The organism is Pseudomonas sp. DR48 (assembly GCF_019823085.1).
In the GTDB taxonomy this organism is placed as follows: Bacteria; Pseudomonadota; Gammaproteobacteria; order Pseudomonadales; family Pseudomonadaceae; genus Aquipseudomonas.
In genome coordinates this window covers 3,056,574-3,078,798 of the sequence record NZ_CP081946.1, presented here as the reverse complement: position 1 = coordinate 3,078,798, position 22,225 = coordinate 3,056,574, and the positions used below count along the sequence as shown (strand labels likewise).

Annotated in this window: 18 protein-coding genes; 12 read left to right on the top strand and 6 right to left on the bottom strand. The window is 58.8% G+C overall.

What is annotated here, in order from left to right; genetic code table 11:
* Positions 1 to 132: 132 nt before the first annotated feature.
* Entirely contained in the window at positions 133 to 1,260 is a 1,128-nt protein-coding gene (locus tag K5K95_RS13825; protein ID WP_222589874.1) for an NAD(P)/FAD-dependent oxidoreductase, read from the top strand.
* Between the two features lie 89 nt (positions 1,261 to 1,349).
* The gene (locus K5K95_RS13820; RefSeq protein WP_222589873.1) at positions 1,350 to 1,976 is read left to right on the top strand and encodes a transcriptional regulator; all 627 of its coding nucleotides are present in this window, start codon (positions 1,350 to 1,352) and stop codon (positions 1,974 to 1,976) included.
* Positions 1,977 to 2,081: 105 nt separating this feature from the next.
* Here K5K95_RS13820 and K5K95_RS13815 read toward each other — a convergent pair whose 3' ends face one another.
* The 6 genes from K5K95_RS13815 to K5K95_RS13790 form a co-directional block, all read right to left on the bottom strand.
* On the bottom strand, positions 2,082 to 2,858 hold the full coding sequence (locus K5K95_RS13815; protein ID WP_222589872.1) for an ABC transporter substrate-binding protein: 777 nt from the start codon (positions 2,856 to 2,858) through the stop codon (positions 2,082 to 2,084).
* Between the two features lie 304 nt (positions 2,859 to 3,162).
* Positions 3,163 to 3,615, bottom strand: a complete 453-nt coding sequence (gene moaE / locus K5K95_RS13810) for a molybdopterin synthase catalytic subunit MoaE (protein WP_222589871.1) — start codon at positions 3,613 to 3,615, stop codon at positions 3,163 to 3,165.
* A 2-nt stretch (positions 3,616 to 3,617) separates the two neighbouring features.
* Positions 3,618 to 3,860, bottom strand: coding sequence for a molybdopterin converting factor subunit 1 (gene moaD, locus K5K95_RS13805; protein WP_222589870.1), 243 nt, complete (start codon positions 3,858 to 3,860; stop codon positions 3,618 to 3,620).
* The gene (gene moaC / locus K5K95_RS13800; protein ID WP_222589869.1) at positions 3,857 to 4,330 is read right to left on the bottom strand and encodes a cyclic pyranopterin monophosphate synthase MoaC; all 474 of its coding nucleotides are present in this window, start codon (positions 4,328 to 4,330) and stop codon (positions 3,857 to 3,859) included. The genes moaD and moaC overlap by 4 nt, the downstream gene beginning before the upstream one ends.
* A gap of 173 nt (positions 4,331 to 4,503) precedes the next feature.
* The gene (locus K5K95_RS13795; RefSeq protein ID WP_222589868.1) at positions 4,504 to 5,898 is read right to left on the bottom strand and encodes a PhoH family protein; all 1,395 of its coding nucleotides are present in this window, start codon (positions 5,896 to 5,898) and stop codon (positions 4,504 to 4,506) included.
* A 346-nt stretch (positions 5,899 to 6,244) separates the two neighbouring features.
* On the bottom strand, positions 6,245 to 7,369 hold the full coding sequence (locus K5K95_RS13790; protein ID WP_222589867.1) for a polysaccharide deacetylase family protein: 1,125 nt from the start codon (positions 7,367 to 7,369) through the stop codon (positions 6,245 to 6,247).
* Between the two features lie 267 nt (positions 7,370 to 7,636).
* Between K5K95_RS13790 and yaaA the strand changes: the two genes are divergently transcribed.
* The 10 genes from yaaA (at position 7,637) to K5K95_RS13740 (ending at position 22,225) form a co-directional block, all read left to right on the top strand.
* Entirely contained in the window at positions 7,637 to 8,416 is a 780-nt protein-coding gene (yaaA, locus tag K5K95_RS13785; RefSeq protein ID WP_222589866.1) for a peroxide stress protein YaaA, read from the top strand.
* 809 nt (positions 8,417 to 9,225) lie between these two features.
* A complete protein-coding gene (locus tag K5K95_RS13780; protein WP_222589865.1) occupies positions 9,226 to 10,542 on the top strand; it encodes a nucleotide sugar dehydrogenase in 1,317 nt (438 codons plus the stop codon).
* Between the two features lie 122 nt (positions 10,543 to 10,664).
* On the top strand, positions 10,665 to 12,146 hold the full coding sequence (gene alg8 / locus K5K95_RS13775; RefSeq protein ID WP_390899696.1) for a mannuronan synthase: 1,482 nt from the start codon (positions 10,665 to 10,667) through the stop codon (positions 12,144 to 12,146).
* Between the two features lie 36 nt (positions 12,147 to 12,182).
* On the top strand, positions 12,183 to 13,352 hold the full coding sequence (locus K5K95_RS13770) for an alginate biosynthesis protein Alg44 (RefSeq protein WP_090188165.1): 1,170 nt from the start codon (positions 12,183 to 12,185) through the stop codon (positions 13,350 to 13,352).
* Between the two features lie 9 nt (positions 13,353 to 13,361).
* Positions 13,362 to 14,768 (top strand): alginate biosynthesis TPR repeat lipoprotein AlgK, encoded by a 1,407-nt coding sequence (algK, locus tag K5K95_RS13765; RefSeq protein WP_222589864.1) that lies wholly within the window; start codon positions 13,362 to 13,364, stop codon positions 14,766 to 14,768.
* Positions 14,765 to 16,252 carry an alginate export family protein gene (locus tag K5K95_RS13760; RefSeq protein ID WP_222589863.1) on the top strand — a complete coding sequence of 496 codons (1,488 nt, stop codon included), beginning with the start codon at positions 14,765 to 14,767 and terminating at the stop codon, positions 16,250 to 16,252. Before algK ends, K5K95_RS13760 begins: the two co-directional genes overlap by 4 nt.
* Before the next feature lie 26 nt (positions 16,253 to 16,278).
* Positions 16,279 to 17,853: a mannuronan 5-epimerase AlgG gene (algG, locus tag K5K95_RS13755; RefSeq protein ID WP_222589862.1), complete on the top strand. Its 1,575-nt coding sequence runs from the start codon at positions 16,279 to 16,281 to the stop codon at positions 17,851 to 17,853.
* Positions 17,854 to 17,863: 10 nt separating this feature from the next.
* The gene (locus K5K95_RS13750; RefSeq protein WP_222589861.1) at positions 17,864 to 19,312 is read left to right on the top strand and encodes an alginate O-acetyltransferase; all 1,449 of its coding nucleotides are present in this window, start codon (positions 17,864 to 17,866) and stop codon (positions 19,310 to 19,312) included.
* 7 nt (positions 19,313 to 19,319) lie between these two features.
* A complete protein-coding gene (locus K5K95_RS13745; protein WP_222589860.1) occupies positions 19,320 to 20,444 on the top strand; it encodes a mannuronate-specific alginate lyase in 1,125 nt (374 codons plus the stop codon).
* A 215-nt stretch (positions 20,445 to 20,659) separates the two neighbouring features.
* The gene (locus tag K5K95_RS13740; RefSeq protein ID WP_090188182.1) at positions 20,660 to 22,225 is read left to right on the top strand and encodes an MBOAT family O-acyltransferase; all 1,566 of its coding nucleotides are present in this window, start codon (positions 20,660 to 20,662) and stop codon (positions 22,223 to 22,225) included.

Below are 22,225 nucleotides of genomic sequence, written 5' to 3'. Positions count from 1 at the left end.
TGGGAGCGGGCTTGCCCGCGATTCAGGCGCCGCGGGCTGTCAGGCACAACGGCGGTGATGCAATCGCGGGCAAGCCCGGCTCCCACAGGGTTCCTCTTTATCATTGGCATTTACGCCCCACAGGAGACGTTCATGAGCCAGGCAGACTTCATCATCATCGGCGGCGGGATTGCCGGTGCTTCCACCGGTTTCTGGTTGTCGCAGCACGCCCGCGTCATTGTGCTCGAACGCGAATCCCATCCGGCCTATCACTCCACCGGACGCTCTGCCGCGCTGTACACCGCAGCCTATGGCACGCCGCAGGTGCGGGCGCTGACCCAGGCCAGTCGCGAGTTTTTCGACGCCCCGCCGACCGGCTTCTGCGAACACCCGCTGCTGACCCCGCGCGGCGAAATGACCGTGGACTTCACCGGCGATCCGGCCGAACTGAACAATCAATATCTGAGCGCCAAAGCCACGGTGCCGGAGATGCAACTGCTCAACGCCGACGAAGCCTGCGCTCGCCTGCCGATCCTGCGCCGGGAAAAAGTCCACGGTGCCATTTACGACCCGACCGCCAGCGACATCGATACCGATGCCCTGCACCAGGGGTATCTGCGCGGCATCCGTCGCAACAAAGGCGAAGTCCACACCGACAGCGAAGTGCTGGGTCTGAGCCGTGATGCCGCAGGCCTGTGGCAGGTTCAAACCAACGGCGCGACCTTCAGCGCGCCGATTATCATCAATGCCGCAGGTGCGTGGGCCGACAAGATCGGTGAACTGGCCGGCGCCAAACCGCTGGGCCTGCAACCGAAACGGCGCGCGGCGTTCATTTTCGCCGGTCCCGAGGGCGTGGACATCCACCATTGGCCGATGCTGGTCAGCCTCGATGAATCCTTCTACATGAAGCCCGACGCCGGGATGTTCCTCGGCTCGCCGGCCAATGCCGACCCGGTCGAACCCCACGACGTGCAGCCTGAAGAGCTGGACATCGCCATGGGCATCTATCAGATCGAAGAAGCCACCACCTTGACCATCCGCCGCCCGACCCGCACCTGGGCCGGCCTGCGAAGCTTCGTCAGCGATGGCGATCTGATCAGCGGCTTCGATCCGCAAGTACCGGGGCTGTTCTGGGTCGCGGCACAAGGCGGTTATGGCATCCAGACTTCACCGGCCATGGGCCAGGCCAGCGCGGCGCTGGTACGCGGCGAAGCCTTGCCCGAGCAGCTCGCTCGTTTCGGCCTGAATGCCCAGATGCTATCCCCCGCTCGCCTGGGCTGATCTGGTCCTCAGGTGACGTGTCGACATGATTACGGCACACTTCCAGCGCCCTTTTTATAGGGCGCTGACGCTGCCTGGAGCTCCACTGTATGAATGCACCTGAAAAAGACCCGGCCCTGGACAACTACCGCGCGATCGCCGACGCCATCGCCACCCTGTTCTTTCCCCATGCCGAGGTGGTGCTGCACGACCTGCGCACGCAAAAGATCGACTACATCGCCAACAACCTGTCCAAGCGGGAAGTCGGCGATGACGCGGCGCTGGAAGACATGCTCAGCGACGATATCAGCGAACGAAACATCGGGCCGTACGAGAAGCTCAATTGGGATGGTCAGAAGATTCGCAGCCTGAGCAGCGTGCTGCGCGACAGCGAAGGTCATCCGCTGGCGGTGCTGTGCATCAATCTGAATATTTCGCTGTTCGAAAACGCGAAGGCGGCGCTGGATTTGTTCCTGTCGCCAAGCAAGCTGATCCCGCAACCGGACTCACTGTTTCGCGATGACTGGCAGGAGCGGATCAATACGTTCCTGCACGCCTGGCTGCGCGAACGTCAGCTGAGCCTGAACCTGCTGACACGCGACCACAAACGCGAACTGGTGCTGGCACTGCACGCCGAAGGGGCCTTCAAGGGGAAAAGCGCATCGAACTATGTGGCCAATGTGCTGAACATGGGGCGGGCGACTGTTTACAAGCATTTGAAGGAATTGAAGGGCTGAGATTTTTGTTCGCTGATCGGGCCCCATCGCGAGCAAGCTCGCTCCCACATTAGTCCTGCTACACCGGTCCATTGTGGGAGCGAGCTTGCTCGCGATAGCTATCGATCAGTCGCCGTAGATGTCGGACTTGAAGTACTTCTCGGAAATCTTCTGGTATTCACCACTCGCGCGGATGCCATCGATGGCAGTGTTCAGCTCACTGACCAACTCGGTATTGCCCTTGCGCACCGCAATCCCGGCGCCCTCGCCCACATACTTCGGATCCTTGAGCTCCGGGCCGACAAAGGCATAGCCCTTGCCACGCGGCATCGACAGAAAGTCGCTCAACGGAATGGTGTCGGCAAAAATGGCGTCGAGGCGACCCGCTGCCAGGTCCATGTAGATTTCTTCGTTGTTACCGTAGCGCTTGACGTTGATGCCCTTCGGTTCGAAAACCTCGGTCGCGTAACGGTCGGTGGTGGTTGCGCGCTGAACGCCTACAGTCTTGCCTTTGAGGCTGGCGTATTGGTCATCGACAACCGCGCCGTCCTTCATCACCAGGCGCGATGAAGTGAAGTAGTACTTGTGGGTGAAATCCACCGACTTCTTGCGGTCTTCGTTGATGGTCATGGACGACAGCGCCATGTCGATTTTCTTCACTTTCAGCGAGGGAATCAGGCCGTCGAACTCGCCTTCGACCCACACGCATTTGACCTTCATCTGCGCGCACAGCGCGTTACCGATGTCATAGTCGAAACCCACGATCTCGCCTTTGTCGGTTTTGGAGGCAAATGGCGGATAGGCGGCTTCGATGCCGATGCGCAGGGTTTTGTCAGCGGCGAACACAGAGCTGCACGCCAACAGACTCAGCGCCAGACCGGTGATGAGGGGGAATTTCTTCATGTTCGTTCTCTCGCGGGTTGTTGTTGGTTTGGCAAGACAGAAGAAAGAGCAGAAACGGGAAACGCCTTTTTTGTACTTATAATTCCATACTGGACTTTTATGTATATTCCGTCAATCAGCCGAACAGGATTGACCTTGGCCGATGGTCGGGTGGTGAATCCGCGAGGAATGGGGTGTCGGATGGCCTCTTCGCGGGCAAGCCCGCTCCCACAGGTTACTTCTGTGAATACAGTCATTGTGTACAACAGGGATCATTGTGGGAGCGGGCTTGCCCGCGAAGACTTACTCAAGAACACCGCGGGAATTAAGGCTTCCAGCGATCCGCTGCCGCATGATCGCTGTCACGCCCCTCAACCCAACGCGGGCCATCGCTGGTGTTTTCTTTCTTCCAGAACGGCGCGCGGGTTTTCAGGTAGTCCATGACAAAGGCGCAGGCATCGAACGCGGCCTGGCGGTGGGCGCTGGCGGCGCCGACGAAGACGATTGGCTCGCCCGGCTCCAGGGCGCCGATCCGGTGCAGCACTTCAAGCTTGAGCAACGGCCAACGCTGCTCGGCCTCAAGGGCAATCTTGGCGAGTGCCTTTTCGGTCATGCCCGGGTAGTGCTCAAGGAACATCCCGGCCACGTCGAGCCCGTCATTGAAGTCGCGCACGTAACCGACAAAACTCACCACCGCGCCGACGCCGACATTGGCGGCGTGCATCGCGTTGACTTCAACACCCGGATCGAATGCCGTGGACTGCACGCGAATTGCCATGATCAGCCCCCGGTCACGGTCGGAAAGAACGCCACTTCATCACCGTCAGCCACCGGTTCATCAAGCTGACAGAGGTCCTCGTTACGGGCGCACATCAGGTTCTGCTCGCTCAGCACCTCGGCACCGTCACGCTGGGCCAGCAATGCGCGCACATCGTCGACCGTGGCGAAATCGCCTTCAACGCTCAACGAATCCACGCCGAGCGCTTCGCGGTAACGGGCAAAAAACTTCACGGTGAGGTTCATGGCTGATCCGCCTGAAAATGGCCGCTCTTGCCGCCGAGTTTTTCCAGCAGTCGCACGCTCTCGATGGTCATGCCCCGGTCGACGGCCTTGCACATGTCGTAGATCGTCAGTGCGGCGATGCTGGCAGCGGTCAGCGCTTCCATCTCGACGCCGGTCTGCCCGGACAACTTGCAGCGCGCGACGATGCGCACAGTGTCGTCGCCTTCGGCACTGAGCTCGACTTTGACGCCGGTCAGCATCAGGGGATGGCACAAGGGAATCAGATCGCTGGTTTTCTTCGCGGCCTGGATGCCGGCGATGCGCGCCACGGCGAACACATCGCCCTTGGGATGACCGCCGCTGACGATCATTTTCAGGGTTGCGGGCAGCATGCGCACCAGCGCTTGGGCCGTCGCTTCACGGAACGTCACGGCTTTTTCAGTGACGTCGACCATGTTGGCGCGACCTTGGGAATCGAGATGAGTCAGCACTAGGCCTCCTTGAGGCAGCAGCAAGCGGCAAGCAACAAGCGGCAAGTTAAAAGCGCGTTAGCTGCGGGTATGGAATGAAGCATTTAAGCAGCCAAAAGCCGCAGGCTTCAAGCGCTAAGTGAGGTTCACTTGGTTCGCTTGAAACTTGCGGCTTACAGCTTAAAGCTTGCAGCTCAGAGGTGTGACTCTGCGTATTCGGCCAGAATCGAACGAGGCACCCCTTGCAGGGTGATGTGGACACCGTTGGGGAAGTCTTTGAAGCGTTCGGTCAGGTACGTCAGCCCGGAACTGGTCGCGGACAGGTAAGGGGTGTCGATTTGCGCCAGGTTGCCCAGGCACACCACTTTGGAACCGGCGCCAGCACGGGTGATGATGGTTTTCATCTGGTGCGGCGTCAGGTTCTGGCATTCATCGATCAATATCAGGCTTTGCTGGAAGCTGCGACCTCGAATGTAGTTGAGGGATTTGAACTGCAACGGCACTTTGCTGAGGATGTAATCGACGCTGCCATGGGTGTTTTCATCGTCCATGTGCAAGGCTTCGAGGTTATCGGTGATGGCGCCCAGCCAGGGCTCCATTTTTTCCGCTTCGGTGCCGGGCAGGAAACCGATCTCCTGGTCCAGGCCCTGCACGCTACGGGTCGCGATGATCCGGCGGTAGCGCTTGCTGACCATGGTCTGCTCGATCGCCGCCGCCAGGGCCAGGATGGTTTTACCGGAACCTGCTGCGCCGGTCAGGTTGACCAAGTGGATATCCGGATCCAGCAAGGCATACAGCGCCAGGCTTTGATAGATGTCACGCGGTTTCAGCCCCCAGGCTTCCTGGTGCAACAGGGGTTCCTGATGCAGGTCGAGAATCAGCAGGCGGTCTTCCTCGATCTCCTTGATCCAGCCGACAAACCCCTGTTCGTCGATGATGAATTCATTGACATGCACGGCCGGCAGGTTGTCGATCAGTTGCACCTGATGCCAGGTGCGACCGTGGTCCTGACGGGTTTCGACATTCTTCACACGATCCCAGAAGGAGCCGTCCATGGTGTGATAACCATTGGGCAGCAGCGATACGTCATCGACCAATTGGTCAGTGCTGTAGTCCTCGGCCGCGATCCCGCACGCGCGGGCCTTGAGGCGCATGTTGATGTCTTTGGTGACCAGCACCACGGGCAGCTTGGGCTCGCGTGCATGCAGGTCAATCAACTGGTTGATGATGATGTTGTCGTTCAGGTGTTCCGGAAGAATGATATTTGGCTCTGCACGCTTGCTCATCAGAATTGACAGCAAACCCTTGGGCCCACTTTTTCCACGCTGGATCGGCACACCCAGTTCGACGTCTTCAGGGCTGGCATCGCCCAGCGTCTTGTCGATCAGGCGAATCGCCTGACGGCATTCCGCAGCCACGCTGTGATGCCCGCTCTTGAGCTTGTCCAGCTCTTCAAGCACGGTCATCGGGATGGCAACGTGGTGTTCTTCGAAGTTAAGCAGGGCGTTTGGATCGTGAATCAATACGTTGGTATCGAGTACATAAAGGATTGGCTGGTTGGAGGAAGAACTACGTCCGTGATCATCCATACTCGGTCACCTTTGTGGGAGCCATTCGACGCAATACCTTGACAGTGCTGCGCCTCGAAGTGACTGCCGAATTCACCTGCGAGGACTCAAGTGAACTGCACACAAATGGGGGTCTTGGAAGACGCCACCTGTCTGCAGGTTTCGGCGGTCTGTCTTCGTAATACTCCAAAACCCATGACAGAAAAAAGTACTTTGACGTTTTTTTGAAGTTTATTTTTCAGAGTGACCAATAGCACTAGGCGGATGGCCATCACCCCGTTAAAGTCGGAAGTCCGCCTGCACCGAAATCCGCTGAAAAATCACCCCTCCCAACCTTCACCCTCAATGATTACGGGCTTTTTCGCGTTCAGCGAAAGGCGTCCTGACAGTCCTCCCAACCGATCCCGCTTTGCGCCGTTTGCGTGATGAGCCAGGGCATCGCCGTTTTCACCGCATCCTGCTTCACATTGAAATTAATCACGCCGTGTCGCCACAACAGCATCAGCGTCAACACGCGTTGCGCGCTCGCGCTGCCCTTGAGCTTGCCAGCGCCGTCCTGGGCATCGATGTCCCATAAGGCCACCTGCAAGCCCTGAGCCTTGAAGAAGCTTTCCGCGTCAGAGCGTCGCTGTCCGTCGGGTGGGCGGAACAGCGGCACATAGTTTTCCGGCAGCTTGCTTTTGACCAGTTCGACGCTGCGACGCACGGAATCCTGCCAGTCCTGCCAATGGCTGTGGGAGCGAAACTCCCAACCTTGCACACCGATGCACTGCGTGGAGTACGTCGCTTGCAGACTGGCCACCGAGCGCTCGGCCAGACGCGCCTGAATATCCTTGCCCAGCACGAAGAACGTACCGGTCATGTTCGCCTTGCGCAGGTATTGCGCCACCCAGTCGGTATTGTCTGGCGTGGCATTGGCGGCACTGTCGAACGTCAGCAAAAACAGGCGGTCATGCATCTCGTCGCCATTGCGCTCATAGTCGCCAAAACGATCGACTTCGCTGCTGACCTGTGGGAACAGCGCGGCCTTGCGCAACTGTTCGTCAAGGTACTGGGCATGGAACAACCGGCTCGGCTCGGACCACTTGATGTAATAGCTGTCATCGCTGACCTGAAATTTCGCCGCTTGCTGGCGCAGGGTGTCCAGGTCTTCGACCAGGAAACAGAACGAGGCATCCTGATCGCAACTGCGCTGGGCAAAGTTGTAGTTGGCGAGCAGGCGCTGCCACAGGCGTTCGCGCAGGTTATTGACCGATTCGAGGTTGATCTTGCGCAGCCCCAGGCGCTGGGCCAGCGCTGGCTCATCCAGCGATTCACTGGCCAACAGTACGCGCGCAAACATGAGGATCTCAGCCCGCGAAGCGACATCGAACAGCGTCGGGTTATTGAGCTGTTCAGGCCAGGTACTGCGATCAAGTGTCGCCACGTCGCCCGGTGCCGCCATGGCGCCGAAACTCAAGAGCCAGGCCGAGAATAGAAAAACGATACGCAATGGGATGTCTCCATAACAAAACCCGCGCGGCACTATAGCTGATCCGGCCCACATTCCCGCAGCAGCACCGAACCACTGTGGGAGCGGGCTTGCTCGCGAAAGCGGTGTGTCAGTTAACATCAATGGTGAATATTCAATCGCATTCGCGAGCAAGCCCGCTCCCACAGGTATTGTGGATACTCGCCGATCATCACCTATGGACGTGATAGCTGGAGTCAACCGGCCCAACCCCCTAGAATCGCCCCCACGATTAAAGGAGACGACTTCATGCTGATGGTGATTTCCCCCGCCAAGACCCTCGATTACGAAACACCGCCGGCCACCCAGCGTTTCACCCAACCGCAATACCTCGATCACTCCCAGGAGCTGATTTTGCAATTGCGCGACCTGACGCCCGCGCAGATCAGCGAGTTGATGCACGTCTCCGACAAGATCGGTGGGCTCAACGCAGCGCGTTTCGGCAGCTGGACCCCGGCCTTCACCCCGGACAACGCCAAACAGGCATTGCTGGCCTTCAAGGGTGACGTTTACACCGGGTTGAACGCACAAACCTTCAGCGAAGCCGATTTCGATTACGCGCAACAGCATTTGCGCATGCTGTCCGGCCTCTACGGCCTCCTGCGTCCGCTGGACCTGATGCAACCGTATCGCCTGGAAATGGGCACCAAACTGGCGAATGCCCGTGGCAAGGACTTGTATGCCTTCTGGGGCACGCGGATCAGCGAATGGCTGAACGAAGCCCTGGCCGATCAGGGCGATGACGTGCTGCTCAACCTGGCCTCCAACGAGTACTTCTCGGCGGTCAAGCGCAGCGCCCTGAGCGCGCGCATCGTCAATACCGAGTTCAAGGACTGGAAGAACGGCCAATACAAGATCATCAGCTTCTACGCGAAGAAGGCGCGCGGCATGATGAGCCGTTTCGTTATCGAAGAGCGGATCAACGATCCAGCAGACCTGAAAGAGTTTGATATTGAAGGTTATCGGTACAGCGCCGAACAGTCTAAACCGGACAATCTGGTATTCCTGCGTAACCACACTTCAGAGTAAGTTCTTGATCGGTGTGCGACTTACCAAACAGTCGCGCACCGATGCTTGATCGTCTAACAATCCCCCGCCTATTCGTCGACCTCTTGACGCCAAAAAAACAACACTTCCTTTTCTAACTTTTGTTTCACTCGACTTCCGTGATTTTTTTCAGTAGTGGCACTGAAATTTTTTTTCAGTAGTGGCACAAAACTACCAATGCAAGAAATAGCCAATATATAAAGGGCCAAACCGCCAGTGCTATCAGTGTGAAAGCAGTGCCATCTTTATCAATATTTCAAGAAATTTCAAAAATCGCGATGCTCGGACAGGAACTATGTCCAAATGCGTAGCTCATACCACCGGTACAGATTATCTCAATGTGTGTACGAGATAACTTACACAGGGAACAGACCCACGCAGCAAAAGTTGTCACATTAACTTCTGCAGGCTGATCTCTGATTTGAGCAACCTATTTAAGGACAGGAGATACGCCTATGACTATCCCCTTTCAAGGCCAAGGCTGAGCCCCTATAAACGTGCTCGCCTGAGCACTCAAACGCTTGATCTACGGGCCTCACAGCCTGGCATTGAGCGCGCAAGACCTTTGCATATTGTCTTCTGACTGGAAGACCTGCTGCATAACAGGGCACATCAAAATAATAAGGCCTAGTTGCGCACATTTTGAGTGCTCTTATTTAGACACTCGGAACTTTGTATGCCTGCACGCGGCATTGTGGCGCCTATAAGCCGCACTTGCGCGTGCACTATGACCGCTGAACACCATTAACTCCGGCCATGTAATGGCTTGATAAAACACTGAGGTAATTGCGATGCGCATCAGCATATTTGGTTTGGGTTACGTCGGCGCAGTCTGTGCCGGTTGCCTGTCTGCACGGGGCCATGACGTCATTGGCGTCGATGTTGCCAAAGACAAAATCGATATGATCAACGCTGGCAAATCGCCAATCGTTGAACCGGGTCTGGGCGAACTTCTGCAGAAGGGTATCGCGACAGGCAAACTGCGTGGCACGACCAACTTCGCCGAAGCGATTCGTGACACCGACCTGTCGATGATCTGCGTCGGTACGCCGAGCAAGAAGAACGGCGACCTGGAACTGAACTACATCGAAGCCGTGTGCCGCGAGATCGGTTTTGTCCTGCGTGACAAGACCACCCGCCACACCATCGTGGTTCGCAGCACCGTTCTGCCGGGCACTGTCGCAAACGTTGTCATCCCGATCCTCGAAGACTGCTCCGGCAAGAAAGCCGGTGTCGATTTCGGTGTCGCCGTGAACCCTGAGTTCCTGCGTGAAAGCACCGCGATCGCCGACTACGACCTGCCGCCAATGACCGTTATCGGCGAGTTCGACAAAGCGTCGGGCGACGTTCTGCAATCGCTGTACGAAGAGCTCGACGCACCGATCATCCGCAAGGACATCGCTGTCGCCGAGATGATCAAGTACACCTGCAACGTGTGGCACGCCACCAAGGTGACCTTCGCCAACGAGATCGGCAACATCGCCAAGGCGTGTGGCGTCGACGGTCGCGAAGTGATGGAAGTGGTCTGCCAGGACAAAACCCTGAACCTGTCGCAGTACTACATGCGCCCAGGCTTCGCGTTCGGGGGCTCGTGCCTGCCAAAAGACGTTCGCGCCCTGACCTACCGCGCCGGTGCCCTGGACGTGGAATCGCCGCTGCTCAACTCGCTGATGCGCAGTAACGAGTCCCAGGTGCAGAACGCCTTCGACATCGTTTCCAGCCACGACAAACGCAAAGTCGCCCTGCTCGGCTTGAGCTTCAAGGCCGGCACCGATGACCTGCGCGAAAGCCCGCTGGTCGATCTGGCGGAAATGCTGATCGGCAAGGGTTACGACCTGAGCATCTACGACAGCAACGTCGAATACGCCCGTGTCCACGGCGCGAACAAGGACTACATCGAGTCGAAGATCCCTCACGTCTCGTCCTTGCTCAACTCGGACTTCGACGACGTGATCGCCAACTCCGACGTGATCATCCTTGGTAACCGTGACGAGAAATTCCGCGCCCTGGCGCAGGAAGCTCCAGCCGGCAAGCAAGTGGTCGACCTGGTCGGTTTCATGTCCAAAGCCACCAGCGTGAGTGGCCGGACTGAAGGCATCTGCTGGTAACAAGCGGTATCGGGAGGGTTTGCGGCGCTCGACGAGACTGCAAACCCTCCCGGCTTTTTCGCCTGCCTTAACCCCATCGGGCCACCCCACAGGCTCGCCCGAGATAGAGACGGATGCAGATTATGCACAGGCTAAAGCACGGCCTACTTCAGGCCGCCGGTTGGCTGTTTTACCTAAGTTTACTGATGGGCATCGCCATGGTGTTGCCTACGTCCACGTTCGACTCCGAGTCGAAGGACTTCATCTTCCTGATCGGCTTCATCGGGATCTGGCGTTACTCGATGGGTGCCACGCACTTTTTGCGCGGGATGCTGTTTCTGTACGTGGTTTACCCGCACCTGCGGCGCAAAGTGCGCAAGCTGGGCGCAGCGGCAAACCCGTCTCATGTCTATTTGATGGTGACCAGTTTTCGCATCGACGCGCTGACCACGGCGCAGGTGTACAGCTCGGTGATCCGCGAAGCGATTGACTGCGGCCTGCCCGCCACCATGGTCTGCTCCATCGTCGAAATGTCCGATGAGCTGTTGGTGAAAAGCCTTTGGGCCCGGATGAATCCACCGGCTCGGGTCAAGCTCGATTTCGTGCGCATTCCCGGCACCGGCAAACGCGATGGCCTGGCCTACGGTTTCCGCGCCATCTCCCGCCACTTGCCGGACGACCGCGCTGTAGTGGCCGTGATCGATGGCGACACCGTGCTCGCCCCCGGCGTCGTACTCAAGACCGTGCCGTGGTTCCAGCTGTTCGGCAACGTCGGCGGCCTGACCACCAACGAGTTCTGCGAAGTGCGTGGCGGCTACGTCATGGCCGAATGGCACAAACTGCGATTCGCCCAGCGCCACATCAACATGTGCTCGATGGCCCTGTCCAAACGCGTACTGACGATGACCGGCCGGATGTCGGTATTTCGCGCGACGGTCGTTACCGACCCGGACTTCATCGCCGACGTGGAAAGCGACTCGCTGCAACACTGGCGCCTGGGCCGCTTCAAGTTCTTGACCGGTGATGACAAGTCGAGCTGGTTCAGCTTGATGCGTCTGGGCTACGACACGTTCTACGTGCCGGATGCCGCGATCCACACCGTGGAACACCCGCCGGAAAAAAGCTTCATCAAGGCCAGTCGCAAATTGATGTTCCGCTGGTACGGCAACAACCTGCGCCAGAACTCCCGCGCCTTGGGCCTGGGTATGAAACGTCTCGGCCTGTTCACCTCGGTGGTGCTGTTCGATCAGCGCGTGTCGATGTGGACCTCGCTGCTGGGCCTGACGGTGGCGATCATTGCCAGCTTCAAGTACGGCACCGCGTTCATCCTCGTTTACCTGCTGTGGATCGGCATTACGCGCCTGATCCTGACCCTGCTGCTGTCCTGCTCCGGTCACCGGATCGGCCCGGCCTACCCGGCCATTCTCTATTACAACCAGATCGTCGGCGCACTGGTGAAGATCTACGTGTTCTTCCGCCTCGACCAACAATCCTGGACCCGCCAGGACACCAAATTGACCCGTGATCTCGCCAGCTTTCAACGTTGGTTCAACACCTGGTCGTCTCGGACCATGACCTTCTCCGCCGGCAGCATTTTTGTTGCCGTGCTGCTGATGATGGTCTGACCGCCCCCTTATTGAATTAACCAGGAAATCGCCCCTATGAATACCGCCGTCAACGCCAACGTAGTGCATGAGTCAGAAGCCCAGCGCCAACACGCCCGAGTGAAAATTCCGGCCAAGCTGCGCTTCTTCGGTCCTGACCGGACCCCGATGGAAGCTCGAGTGATCGACCTCTCCGCTGGCGGCCTGGCCTTCAACGCCGGTCAGCTGCCACTGAAGATCGGCGACGTGTACAAGGCTCGCCTGCAATTCGTCATCGACAACCTCGGCCTGGCCATGGACGTGGAGCTGCAAGTGCGCTCCATCGACCGCCCGACCGGTCGTGTCGGTTGCCAGTTCCAGAACCTGGAACCGCAAGACATCTCGACCCTGCGCCACCTGATCACCTCTCACCTGGCCGGCGACATCGTCAGCATGGGTGAAGTGCTGGCGACCCTGCAGCGCGATAACTTCACCAAGGCGCGCAAGGTCAAGGATGGCGGCCACGGCATGACCGCGTTCGGTCGTCTGCGTGCAGTGACCTTCAGCCTGGCGATTTTCCTCGTCGGTCTGGCAGCGTTCGGTTTCATCTTCAAGTCGGTGTATGGCATGTACTTCATCAGCCACGCACAGGCAGGCCTTGTCAGCGTGCAGGGCATGAACATCACCATGCCGCGTGACGGCACTGTGCAAAGCCTGATCAAGGCTGACGGCGTTGCTGCCAAAGGCGCGCCACTGGCGACCTTCAGCACCAGCATGCTCGACGTACTCAAAGGCCATCTGGACGAAGACCAGCTGCAACCGGCCAAGGTTGAAGAGCTGTTCGGCAAGCAAATGACCGGCACCCTGACCTCGCCGTGCGATTGCACCGTGGCGCAACAAATGGTCGCCAACGGTCAGTACGCCAGCAAAGGCGACGTGATCTTCCAACTGGTGCCGCGTAACAGCGAAGCCAACGTAGAAGCCCGCTTCTCCTATCGCCAGTTCGGCGACGTGCTGCCAGGCAGCTCGGTGCGCTTCCAGATCGCCGGCGAAAACAAGTCCCGCACCGGCAAGATCGTCAGCAGCACCAGCCTGAAAAGCGCCGACCTGTCGTCCGACATTCGCGTCCTGATTCAGCCTGACGAGCCGCTGGACAGCAAGTTCGCCGGTCGCCCGGTTGAAGTGAACAGCGATCGTGGCCCGAACCTGAACTGGCTGATCGACAAAGCCATGGCTTCCGGTCTTTAAGCAGAGGACATGCCCGTGACTAGCCCACTCAGAATCCTGCCGGTCCCGCTGACCCTGGCCATGGCAATTGCCCTGGCCGGTTGCGCCGGCCTGCCCGACCAGCGTCTGGCCAATGAAGCCCTCAAGCGCGGCGACACCGCGCTGGCGCAGCAGAACTACAAGCAACTGGCAGACCTGGGCTATAGCGAAGCACAGGTTGGCCTCGCCGATATTCAGGTCGACAGCCATGACCCGGCGCAGATCAAGTTGGCCGAGGCGACTTATCGCGCCGCGGCCGATGTCTCGCCGCGGGCCCAGGCTCGCCTCGGCCGCCTGCTGGTGGCCAAACCCGGTTCCACCGAAGCCGAACAGCACGAAGCCGAAGGCCTGTTGAAAAAAGCTTCGGCCAATGGCGAAGGCAATACGCTGATCCCGCTGGCCATGCTGTACCTGCAATACCCGCACAGTTTCCCGAACGTCAACGCACAAAAGCAGATCAGCCAATGGCGCGCCGAAGGCAAGCCGGAAGCGGGTCTGGCCCAAGTGCTGCTCTATCGCACCCAAGGCACTTACGACCAGCACCTGGCCGAAGTCGAAAGCATCTGCAAAGCCGCGTTGAACACCACTGACATCTGCTACGTCGAACTGGCCACCGTTTACCAGAAACAGGCCAAGCCAGAGAAGCAAGCCGAGCTGATCAAGCAGATGCAAGCGGCTCATGCCCACGGCACCGTTTCCGCTCAGCGCGTCGACAGCGTCGCTCGCGTGCTCGGCGATGCAACCCTGGGCAAGACCGATGAAAAAACCGCTCAGTCGCTACTCGAAGGCATCGCTCCGGGCTACCCCGCTTCCTGGGTCAGTCTCGCGCAATTGCTTTACGACTTCCCGGAACTGGGCGACGTCGACACGATGATGAAGTACCTGAACAACGGCCGCGCGGCCGACCAGCCGCGTGCCGAATTGCTGCTCGGCAAATTGTATTACGAAGGCAAATGGGTCCCGGCCGACGCCAAAGTCGCCGAAGACCATTTCCAGAAAGCCGTCGGCAAAGAAGTGGCCGCCGATTACTACCTCGGCCAGATCTACCGTCGTGGCTACCTGGGCAAGGTCTATTCGCAAAAAGCGCTGGACCACCTGCTCAAGGCTGCGCGTAACGGCCAGAACAGCGCCGATTTCGCCATTGCCCAATTGTTCTCCCAAGGCCGAGGCACCAAGCCTAACCCGCTTAACGCCTATGTCTTCAGCCAATTGGCCAAGGCTCAGGACACCCCGCAAGCCACCGAGCTTGCAACAACACTTGAAGCCCAACTGCCGCCTGCCCAGCTCGCCGAGGCCCAACGCCTGTTGAAACAAGAACAGGCCGTTCGGGGTTCCTTGAGTCAGAACACGCTGGAAATGCATGCCCTGCAAGAAGAAGACGGCGAGGAATCCCTATGAAGTTGAATCCATTCATGAAGGCCGGCATCGGCCTCACGTTCGCGCTGATCTGGTCTTGCCCGACACTGGCCGCGATCACTGAAACCAAAAACTTCGGTCTCGAAGTGAAAGTTACCGGTCAGTCCGAAGCCGACAGCGACCTCGGCACCCAGAGCGGCGGCGACGTCAACGGCGTCGGCCTCGACCTTCGTCCATGGATCTATGGCGAGAGCGGCGCGTGGAGCGCCTATGCCATGGGCCAGGCCGTGACCGCCACCGACATCATCGAGACGGACACCTTGCAAGGGACCGCCAGCGACGGCACCACGCCGACCACTAGCGATGATCGGAAAACCAAGAAAAACTACTTGGCGATGCGTGAATTCTGGGTCGGCTACAGCGGCCTCACGCCGTATCCCGGCGAGATGCTCAAGCTCGGCCGTCAACGCCTGCACAACGCCGACGGCGAATGGCGCGACACCAACATCGAAGCCCTGAACTGGACCTTCGACACCACCCTGTTGCGCGCCAACATGGGTGTCGCCGAACGCTTCAGCGAGTACCGCACCGACCTCACGGAGCTGGCTCCAAAAGACAAGGATCGCCTGCACGTCTACGCCGATGCCGAGTATCAATGGACACCGGGCAACTGGGCGGGCGTTCGCGCTCATCACACCCACGATGACGGCAAGCTCGACTACCCGCAGCCGGGCGTTCCCACCGATTCGCTGGACAAGAAACAGAACGGTGATATCACCTGGCTGGGCCTCACCGCTGACAGTGACGCCTACAACTGGCGCAACACCAACACTGTCAATTACTGGGGCAGCATCACCGGCATGAGCGGCGACACCGACACGGTCAACCCGCTGAACGCCAACGGCACGCCTCCGACCGAAGCCAAACGCGGTCAAGACCTCAATGGCTGGGCCACGGATGTCGGCGTGCGTCTGCGCCTCGATCCGCAATGGCAAGTCGGTGCCGCCTATGCCCGCGCCAGCGCCGAGTACGAACAGAACGGCCTGGAAAGCAACCGCTCGAACTACACCGGTACCCGCTCGCGGGTTCACCGTTTCGGCGAAGCCTTCCGTGGCGAGATGCAGAACATGCAGACCGCAACCCTGTTTGGTTCGTGGATGCTCAACGACGAATACGACGCCAGCTTGATCTACCACAAATTCTGGCGCGTCGACGGCAACAAGCCGGTTGGCAGCAACGGCATCAATGCGGTCGAGAACAACACCGACGACCCGACCGGCGCGATTCTTTCCACCACGTCCCTGCCACTGAACGATGGTGAAAAAGACCTCGGTCAGGAGATGGACCTGGTCGTCACCAAGTACTTCAAGCAAGGCCTGCTGCCTGCCGCGTTGAGCCAGTCGATCGATGAGCCGTCGGCCCTCGTGCGCTTCCGTGGCGGCGTGTTCAAGCCGGGCGATGCCTATGGCAAAGAAGTCGATTCGTACATGCACCGCGCATTCATCGACGTGATCTGGCGCTTCTGATGCAAACCGCGAAGGGAGTGCCCGACATGAACAGTGCAAAGCGAGGTTCGCTGACGCTACTGGCCGGCGCAATGCTGCTGGCCAGCGCCGCAGCCTTCGCCACCGTCGAACCGGTGGTGAAACCGGCCACAACGGCCAAAGGTCTGCAACAGGCCAGGACCTACACCGTCACCAGCGCGCCGACCGCGCCGCTGGAGCTGGCCAAACCGACACTGCCGGACACTTCCGGCTACACCGCCGAAGCGATTGCCAAGAAAATCGTGCGCACCAAGGCCGGCAAGATCAGCGTGCGCCGGATGATGCAGGAAGACAGCCTCAAGGACTTCATCGGTGGCGACAACAAGATGGCCGAGTGGGTGGTGCGTCAGCACGGCATCCCGCAGGCGATCTTTATCGACGACGGCTACATGAACCTCAAGGACCTGGCGAAGAAGCTGCCTAAACAGTACTTCAACGAAACGTCGCCGGGCGTGTTCCTGGCGAAATTGCCGATCGTGGTTGGCCGTCATGGCATCCTCGAAATCGACAAACAGACCCAGGAGTTGCGCCTGTCCCAAGAGGCCGGTTCGTTCCTGGTCAACGACGGCCAGCTGTTTGTGCGCGACACCAAAATCACTGGGTGGCGCGAGAAGGACAATGGTCCGGCGACGTTCAATTCGCCCAAGGAATTCCGTCCGTTCCTGCTGTCCTGGGGCGGCACCGAGACCTACATCGCCAACAGCAAGATCGCCAGTTTCGGTTACGCCAACAGTAAGTCCTACGGCGTGAGTATTTCCCAGTACACGCCGAACATGGCCAAGGTGCTCAAGCGTCCCGAGCCGACTGGCTGGATCGTCGGTTCCGAGTTCTCGGACATGTGGTACGGCTTCTACTGCTATGAAACCCGCGACTTCGTGGTCAAGGGCAACACGTACAAGGACAACATCGTCTACGGCATTGACCCGCATGACCGTTCCCACGGTCTGATCATTGCCGACAACACGGTGTACGGCACGAAGAAGAAGCACGGGATCATCATTTCCCGTGAGGTCAACGACAGCTTCATCTTCAACAACCGCAGCTACGACAACAAGCTCTCGGGCCTGGTGATCGACCGTAACAGCGTCAACAACCTGATCGCCTACAACGAGATCTACAAGAACCACACAGACGGCATCACCCTCTACGAGAGTGCCGACAATCTGCTGTGGGGCAACAAGGTGATCAGCAACCGTCGCCACGGCATCCGGGTTCGTAACAGCGTGAACATCCGCCTCTACGAAAACCTGTCGATGGCCAACGGCCTGACCGGTGTCTACGGCCACATCAAAGACCTGAGCGACACCGACCGCGACATCAAGCTCGATCCGTTCGACGCCCAGGTGTCGCTGATCGTGGTCGGCGGCGAACTGGCCGGCAACGGCAGTGGCCCGCTGTCCATCGACTCGCCGCTGAGCGTCGAGTTGTATCGCGTGTCCATGCTCGCACCGACCAAAACCAGCGGCATCAGCTTCAGCGGGATTCTCGGCGAGCGTCAGGATGAAATTCTCGACCTGCTGGTGCGCCAGCAGAAAGCCGTGCTGATCGACCCTGTCGAACGCCAGACTGAAATGCGGGACTGAGGATAATTTTATGCACCCACACTTGATCAAATTACTCAGCCTGTCGGCCCTGACCGCCGGCATTCTCGCGGCCAGCGGCGGTGTTCGCGCCGACGACGCCCAGGCACCGAAATTCAGCGCCGAACCGTGCTGCAACCTGTGCCCTGAAGCTCACGACGCCAAGAACTACACCACGCGTTACCAGCAGAACTTCACCACGCTGGTGCAGGCGCAGGGCGATTGGTTGTTTCGTACGCAAGAAGACTTGCGCACCGAATTCGACACCTCCCCCGCTGGCTACAAACGCATGAAAGAACTGCACGATGCGTTCAAGAGCAAAGGCGTGGAGCTCGTTGTTGTTTATCAACCCACTCGTGGCTTGGTGAACCGCAACAAACTGAACCCGGAAGAAAAAGCCAAATACGATTTCGACAAGGCGCTGAAAAACTACAAGACCATGCTGGGGCGTTTCGCCGCCATGGGCTACGTGGTGCCGGACCTGTCGCCGCTGACCAACGAATCGCTGCCTGACACCCTGCCCGCCCACGACTTCTACTTCCGCGGCGACCAGCACTGGACGCCGTATGGCGCTCAGCGCACGGCAAAAATCGTCGGCGAGAAAATCAAGCAAATGCCTGAATTTGCGGGCATTCCAAAACGCGAATTCGAGAGCCACAGGTCGGGTCGCATGGGCAAGACCGGAACGTTACACAACATGGCCGGTCAACTCTGTGGCACTAGCTACGCGATCCAGTACATGGATCAATTCACCACCGAGCCAAAGGGTGAAGCAGCGGATGGCGACCTGTTCGGCGACTCCGGAAATCCGGAGATCACCCTGGTCGGCACCAGCCACAGTGGCAAGAACTACAACTTCGCCGGTTTCCTCGAAGAGGCCATCGGCGCCGACATCCTCAACGTCGCGTTCCCCGGCGGAGGCCTGGAAGGTTCGATGCTGCAGTACCTGGGCAGCGAAGAGTTCCAGACCAAGCCACCGAAGATTCTGATCTGGGAATTCTCGCCGCTCTATCGCCTCGACCAGGAAACCATCTACCGCCAGATGATGGCGCTGCTGGACAACGGTTGCGAAGGAAAGGATGCACAGATGACCGCCAGCACCACATTGAAACCAGGCAAGAACGAATTGTTGGTCAACAGCACGAACCTGAACCTGCAAAACAGTGGTCACCAGGTCGATATCCGTTTCGCCGATACATCGGTGAAAAAGCTGCAAGCCACCCTCTGGTACATGAACGGTCGCCACGAGGACATCAAGATCGAAAAACCGGAAACCTCCGACACCGACGGGCGTTTCGCCTTTGAGTTGCGCACGGACGATGACTGGGCCTCGCAGAATCTGCTGGCCATCGAAGTCCAGGGCCCTGAAGCAGGTACCGCGCCACAGAAAGTCGAAACGAAAATCTGCAAACGCAACGTGTTCCCTGGCACTGGGCAGCGTACCGCTCAGGTTGGGCAATGAGGTCCATATGCAAACCCGAACTTTGAAAAAATTACTCGCGCCGTCCCTGCTGACACTGGCGATGTTTGCCGGCGCCACTCAGGCCGCCGCGCCGCTGCGTCCGCCACAGGGTTACTTCGCGCCGATTGAAAAAGTCAAAACCGGCGACAAGAGCGAAGGTTGTGATGCCATGCCGACGCCGTACACCGGCTCGCTGCAATTTCGCAGCAAGTACGAAGGCTCCGACAAGGCTCGTTCGACCCTGAACGAGGTCTCGGAAAAAGCCTTCCGCGACAGCACCGCCGACATCACCAAACTGGAGCGCGGCACCAGCAAGCGCGTGATGCAGTTCATGCGTGACGGTCGCCCGGAACAGCTCGAATGCACCCTGAATTGGCTGACGTCCTGGGCCAAGGCCGACGCGTTGATGTCCAAGGACTTCAACCACACCGGCAAATCCATGCGCAAGTGGGCGTTGGGCAGCATGGCGTCTGCGTACATTCGCCTGAAGTTCTCCGACTCGCATCCGTTGGAGACTCATCAGCAAGAGTCGCAGTTGATCGAGGCCTGGTTCAGCAAAATGGCCGATCAAGTGGTCAGCGACTGGGACAACCTGCCGCTGGAACAAACCAACAATCACTCGTACTGGGCTGCCTGGTCGGTGATGGCAACTTCGGTCGCCACCAACCGCCGCGACCTGTTCGACTGGGCGGTGAAGGAATACAAGGTCGGCGCCAATCAAGTCGACGCCCAGGGTTTCCTGCCCAACGAACTCAAGCGCCAGCAACGCGCCCTCGCCTACCACAACTACGCCTTGCCGCCGCTGGCGATGATCGCCAGTTTCGCCCAGGTCAACGGTGTGGACTTGCGTCAGGAAAACAACGGCGCATTGAAACGACTGGGTGATCAAGTGCTGGCCGGGGTTAAAGACCCGGAGATCTTCGAGAAGAAGAACGGCAAGGAACAGGACATGACCGATCTCAAGATCGACTCGAAATTTGCCTGGCTCGAACCGTTCTGCACGCTCTACACCTGCCCGGCCGATGTGCTGGAACAGAAGCACAAAATGCAGCCGTTCAAGACCTTCCGCCTTGGGGGTGACCTGACCAAGGTCTTCGACCCGGCCAACGAAAAAGGCAACAAGGGCTCCTAGAGCCGAACGCAAATCCCCTGTGGGAGCGAGCTTGCTCGCGAATGCGGTCTGACATTCAACATTGTTGTCGACTGACACACCGCATTCGCGAGCAATCCCGCTCCCACAGGGTCAGTGCAAGACATGAATTTTGTTTGATGTGTCCCCCAGGTTTTCACTGGGGGGTTTGGGGGGGCTGCGGCCCTTGACTGTTGGTTAAACACGGAGAGACCGGGATGGTATTTTCATCCAACGTATTCCTGTTTTTGTTCTTGCCGATCTTTCTCGGCTTGTACTATTTGAGCGGAATACGCTATCGCAACCTGCTGCTGCTGATCGCCAGCTATGTGTTCTATGCCTGGTGGCGCGTGGACTTTCTTGCGCTGTTCGCCGCCGTCACGCTGTGGAACTACTGGATCGGCCTCAAAGTCGGTGCCGCGGGCGTTCGGACCAAACCGGCCCAACGCTGGCTGCTGCTCGGCGTGGCAGTCGACTTGTGCATCCTGGGCTACTTCAAGTACGCCAACTTCGGCGTCGACAGCATCAACGCGATGATGACTTCGGTCGGTCTGTCGCCTTTCATCCTGACCCACGTGCTGTTGCCGATCGGGATCTCGTTCTACATCTTCGAGTCCATCAGCTACATCATCGACGTTTACCGTGGCGACACTCCGGCCACTCGCAACCTGATCGACTTTGCCGCCTTCGTGGCGATCTTCCCGCACCTGATCGCCGGCCCGGTCTTGCGTTTCCGCGACCTCGCCGACCAGTTCAACAACCGCACGCACACCCTCGACAAGTTCTCCGAGGGTTGCACGCGGTTCATGCAGGGTTTCATCAAGAAGGTCTTCATCGCCGACACCCTCGCGGTGGTGGCTGACCATTGCTTCGCCTTGCAACACCCGACCACGGGCGATGCCTGGCTCGGCGCGCTGGCTTACACCGCGCAGCTGTATTTCGACTTCTCCGGTTACAGCGACATGGCCATCGGCCTGGGCTTGATGATGGGTTTCCGCTTCATGGAAAACTTCAAGCAGCCGTACATCAGCCAGTCGATCACCGAATTCTGGCGTCGCTGGCACATCAGCCTGTCCACCTGGCTGCGTGACTACCTGTACATCACGCTGGGCGGCAATCGCAAAGGCACGCTGATGACCTATCGCAACCTGTTCCTGACCATGCTGCTTGGTGGTCTGTGGCACGGCGCGAACATCACCTACATCGTCTGGGGTGCGTGGCACGGCATGTGGCTGGCGATCGAGAAGGCCCTGGGCCTGAACACTTCGCCGCGCAGCATCAACCCGATCCGCTGGGCGCTGACCTTCCTGCTCGTGGTGATGGGCTGGGTGATCTTCCGCTCGGAAAACCTGCACGTTGCCGGTCGCATGTACGGCGCAATGTTCAGCTTCGGCGAATGGTCGCTGTCGGAACTCAACCAGGCCAGCCTCACCGGCCTGCAAGTCGCAACCCTGGTGGTGGCGTACGTGACCCTGGCGTTCTTCGGCATCCGTGATTTCTACACCAACCGGCCGCCAGAGAAGACCAAACCTGTTGTGAACGTCGAGGCCGACGGCCCGGCCACCGCAACACCTGGAATGATCAAAGCGGCACCGGGCGAGAACCCGGCGAGCATCCACGAGCCTGGCTACACCGTCGGTGTTGAAGCGACTGTGCAACCGGCCTACTGGACCGCGGACTGGTCACGCTACGTGATGCGCACGCTGGTACTGGTGCTGTTCATCGCTTCGATTTTCAAACTCTCGGCGCAAAGCTTCTCGCCGTTCCTTTACTTCCAGTTCTGA

Bases quoted from the DNA above. Each gene is read 5' to 3' on its own strand.
- K5K95_RS13795 (WP_222589868.1), bottom strand. From the start codon at position 5,898: ATGGATGATCACGGACGTAGTTCTTCCTCCAACCAGCCAATCCTTTAT.
- yaaA (WP_222589866.1), top strand. From the start codon at position 7,637: ATGCTGATGGTGATTTCCCCCGCCAAGACCCTCGATTACGAAACACCG.
- K5K95_RS13760 (WP_222589863.1), top strand. From the start codon at position 14,765: ATGAAGTTGAATCCATTCATGAAGGCCGGCATCGGCCTCACGTTCGCG.
- K5K95_RS13780 (WP_222589865.1), top strand. From the start codon at position 9,226: ATGCGCATCAGCATATTTGGTTTGGGTTACGTCGGCGCAGTCTGTGCC.
- K5K95_RS13815 (WP_222589872.1), bottom strand. From the start codon at position 2,858: ATGAAGAAATTCCCCCTCATCACCGGTCTGGCGCTGAGTCTGTTGGCG.
- K5K95_RS13770 (WP_090188165.1), top strand. From the start codon at position 12,183: ATGAATACCGCCGTCAACGCCAACGTAGTGCATGAGTCAGAAGCCCAG.
- K5K95_RS13820 (WP_222589873.1), top strand. From the start codon at position 1,350: ATGAATGCACCTGAAAAAGACCCGGCCCTGGACAACTACCGCGCGATC.
- algK (WP_222589864.1), top strand. From the start codon at position 13,362: ATGCCCGTGACTAGCCCACTCAGAATCCTGCCGGTCCCGCTGACCCTG.
- alg8 (WP_390899696.1), top strand. From the start codon at position 10,665: ATGCACAGGCTAAAGCACGGCCTACTTCAGGCCGCCGGTTGGCTGTTT.
- algG (WP_222589862.1), top strand. From the start codon at position 16,279: ATGAACAGTGCAAAGCGAGGTTCGCTGACGCTACTGGCCGGCGCAATG.
- moaD (WP_222589870.1), bottom strand. From the start codon at position 3,860: ATGAACCTCACCGTGAAGTTTTTTGCCCGTTACCGCGAAGCGCTCGGC.
- K5K95_RS13825 (WP_222589874.1), top strand. From the start codon at position 133: ATGAGCCAGGCAGACTTCATCATCATCGGCGGCGGGATTGCCGGTGCT.
- K5K95_RS13740 (WP_090188182.1), top strand. From the start codon at position 20,660: ATGGTATTTTCATCCAACGTATTCCTGTTTTTGTTCTTGCCGATCTTT.
- K5K95_RS13745 (WP_222589860.1), top strand. From the start codon at position 19,320: ATGCAAACCCGAACTTTGAAAAAATTACTCGCGCCGTCCCTGCTGACA.
- K5K95_RS13750 (WP_222589861.1), top strand. From the start codon at position 17,864: ATGCACCCACACTTGATCAAATTACTCAGCCTGTCGGCCCTGACCGCC.
- moaE (WP_222589871.1), bottom strand. From the start codon at position 3,615: ATGGCAATTCGCGTGCAGTCCACGGCATTCGATCCGGGTGTTGAAGTC.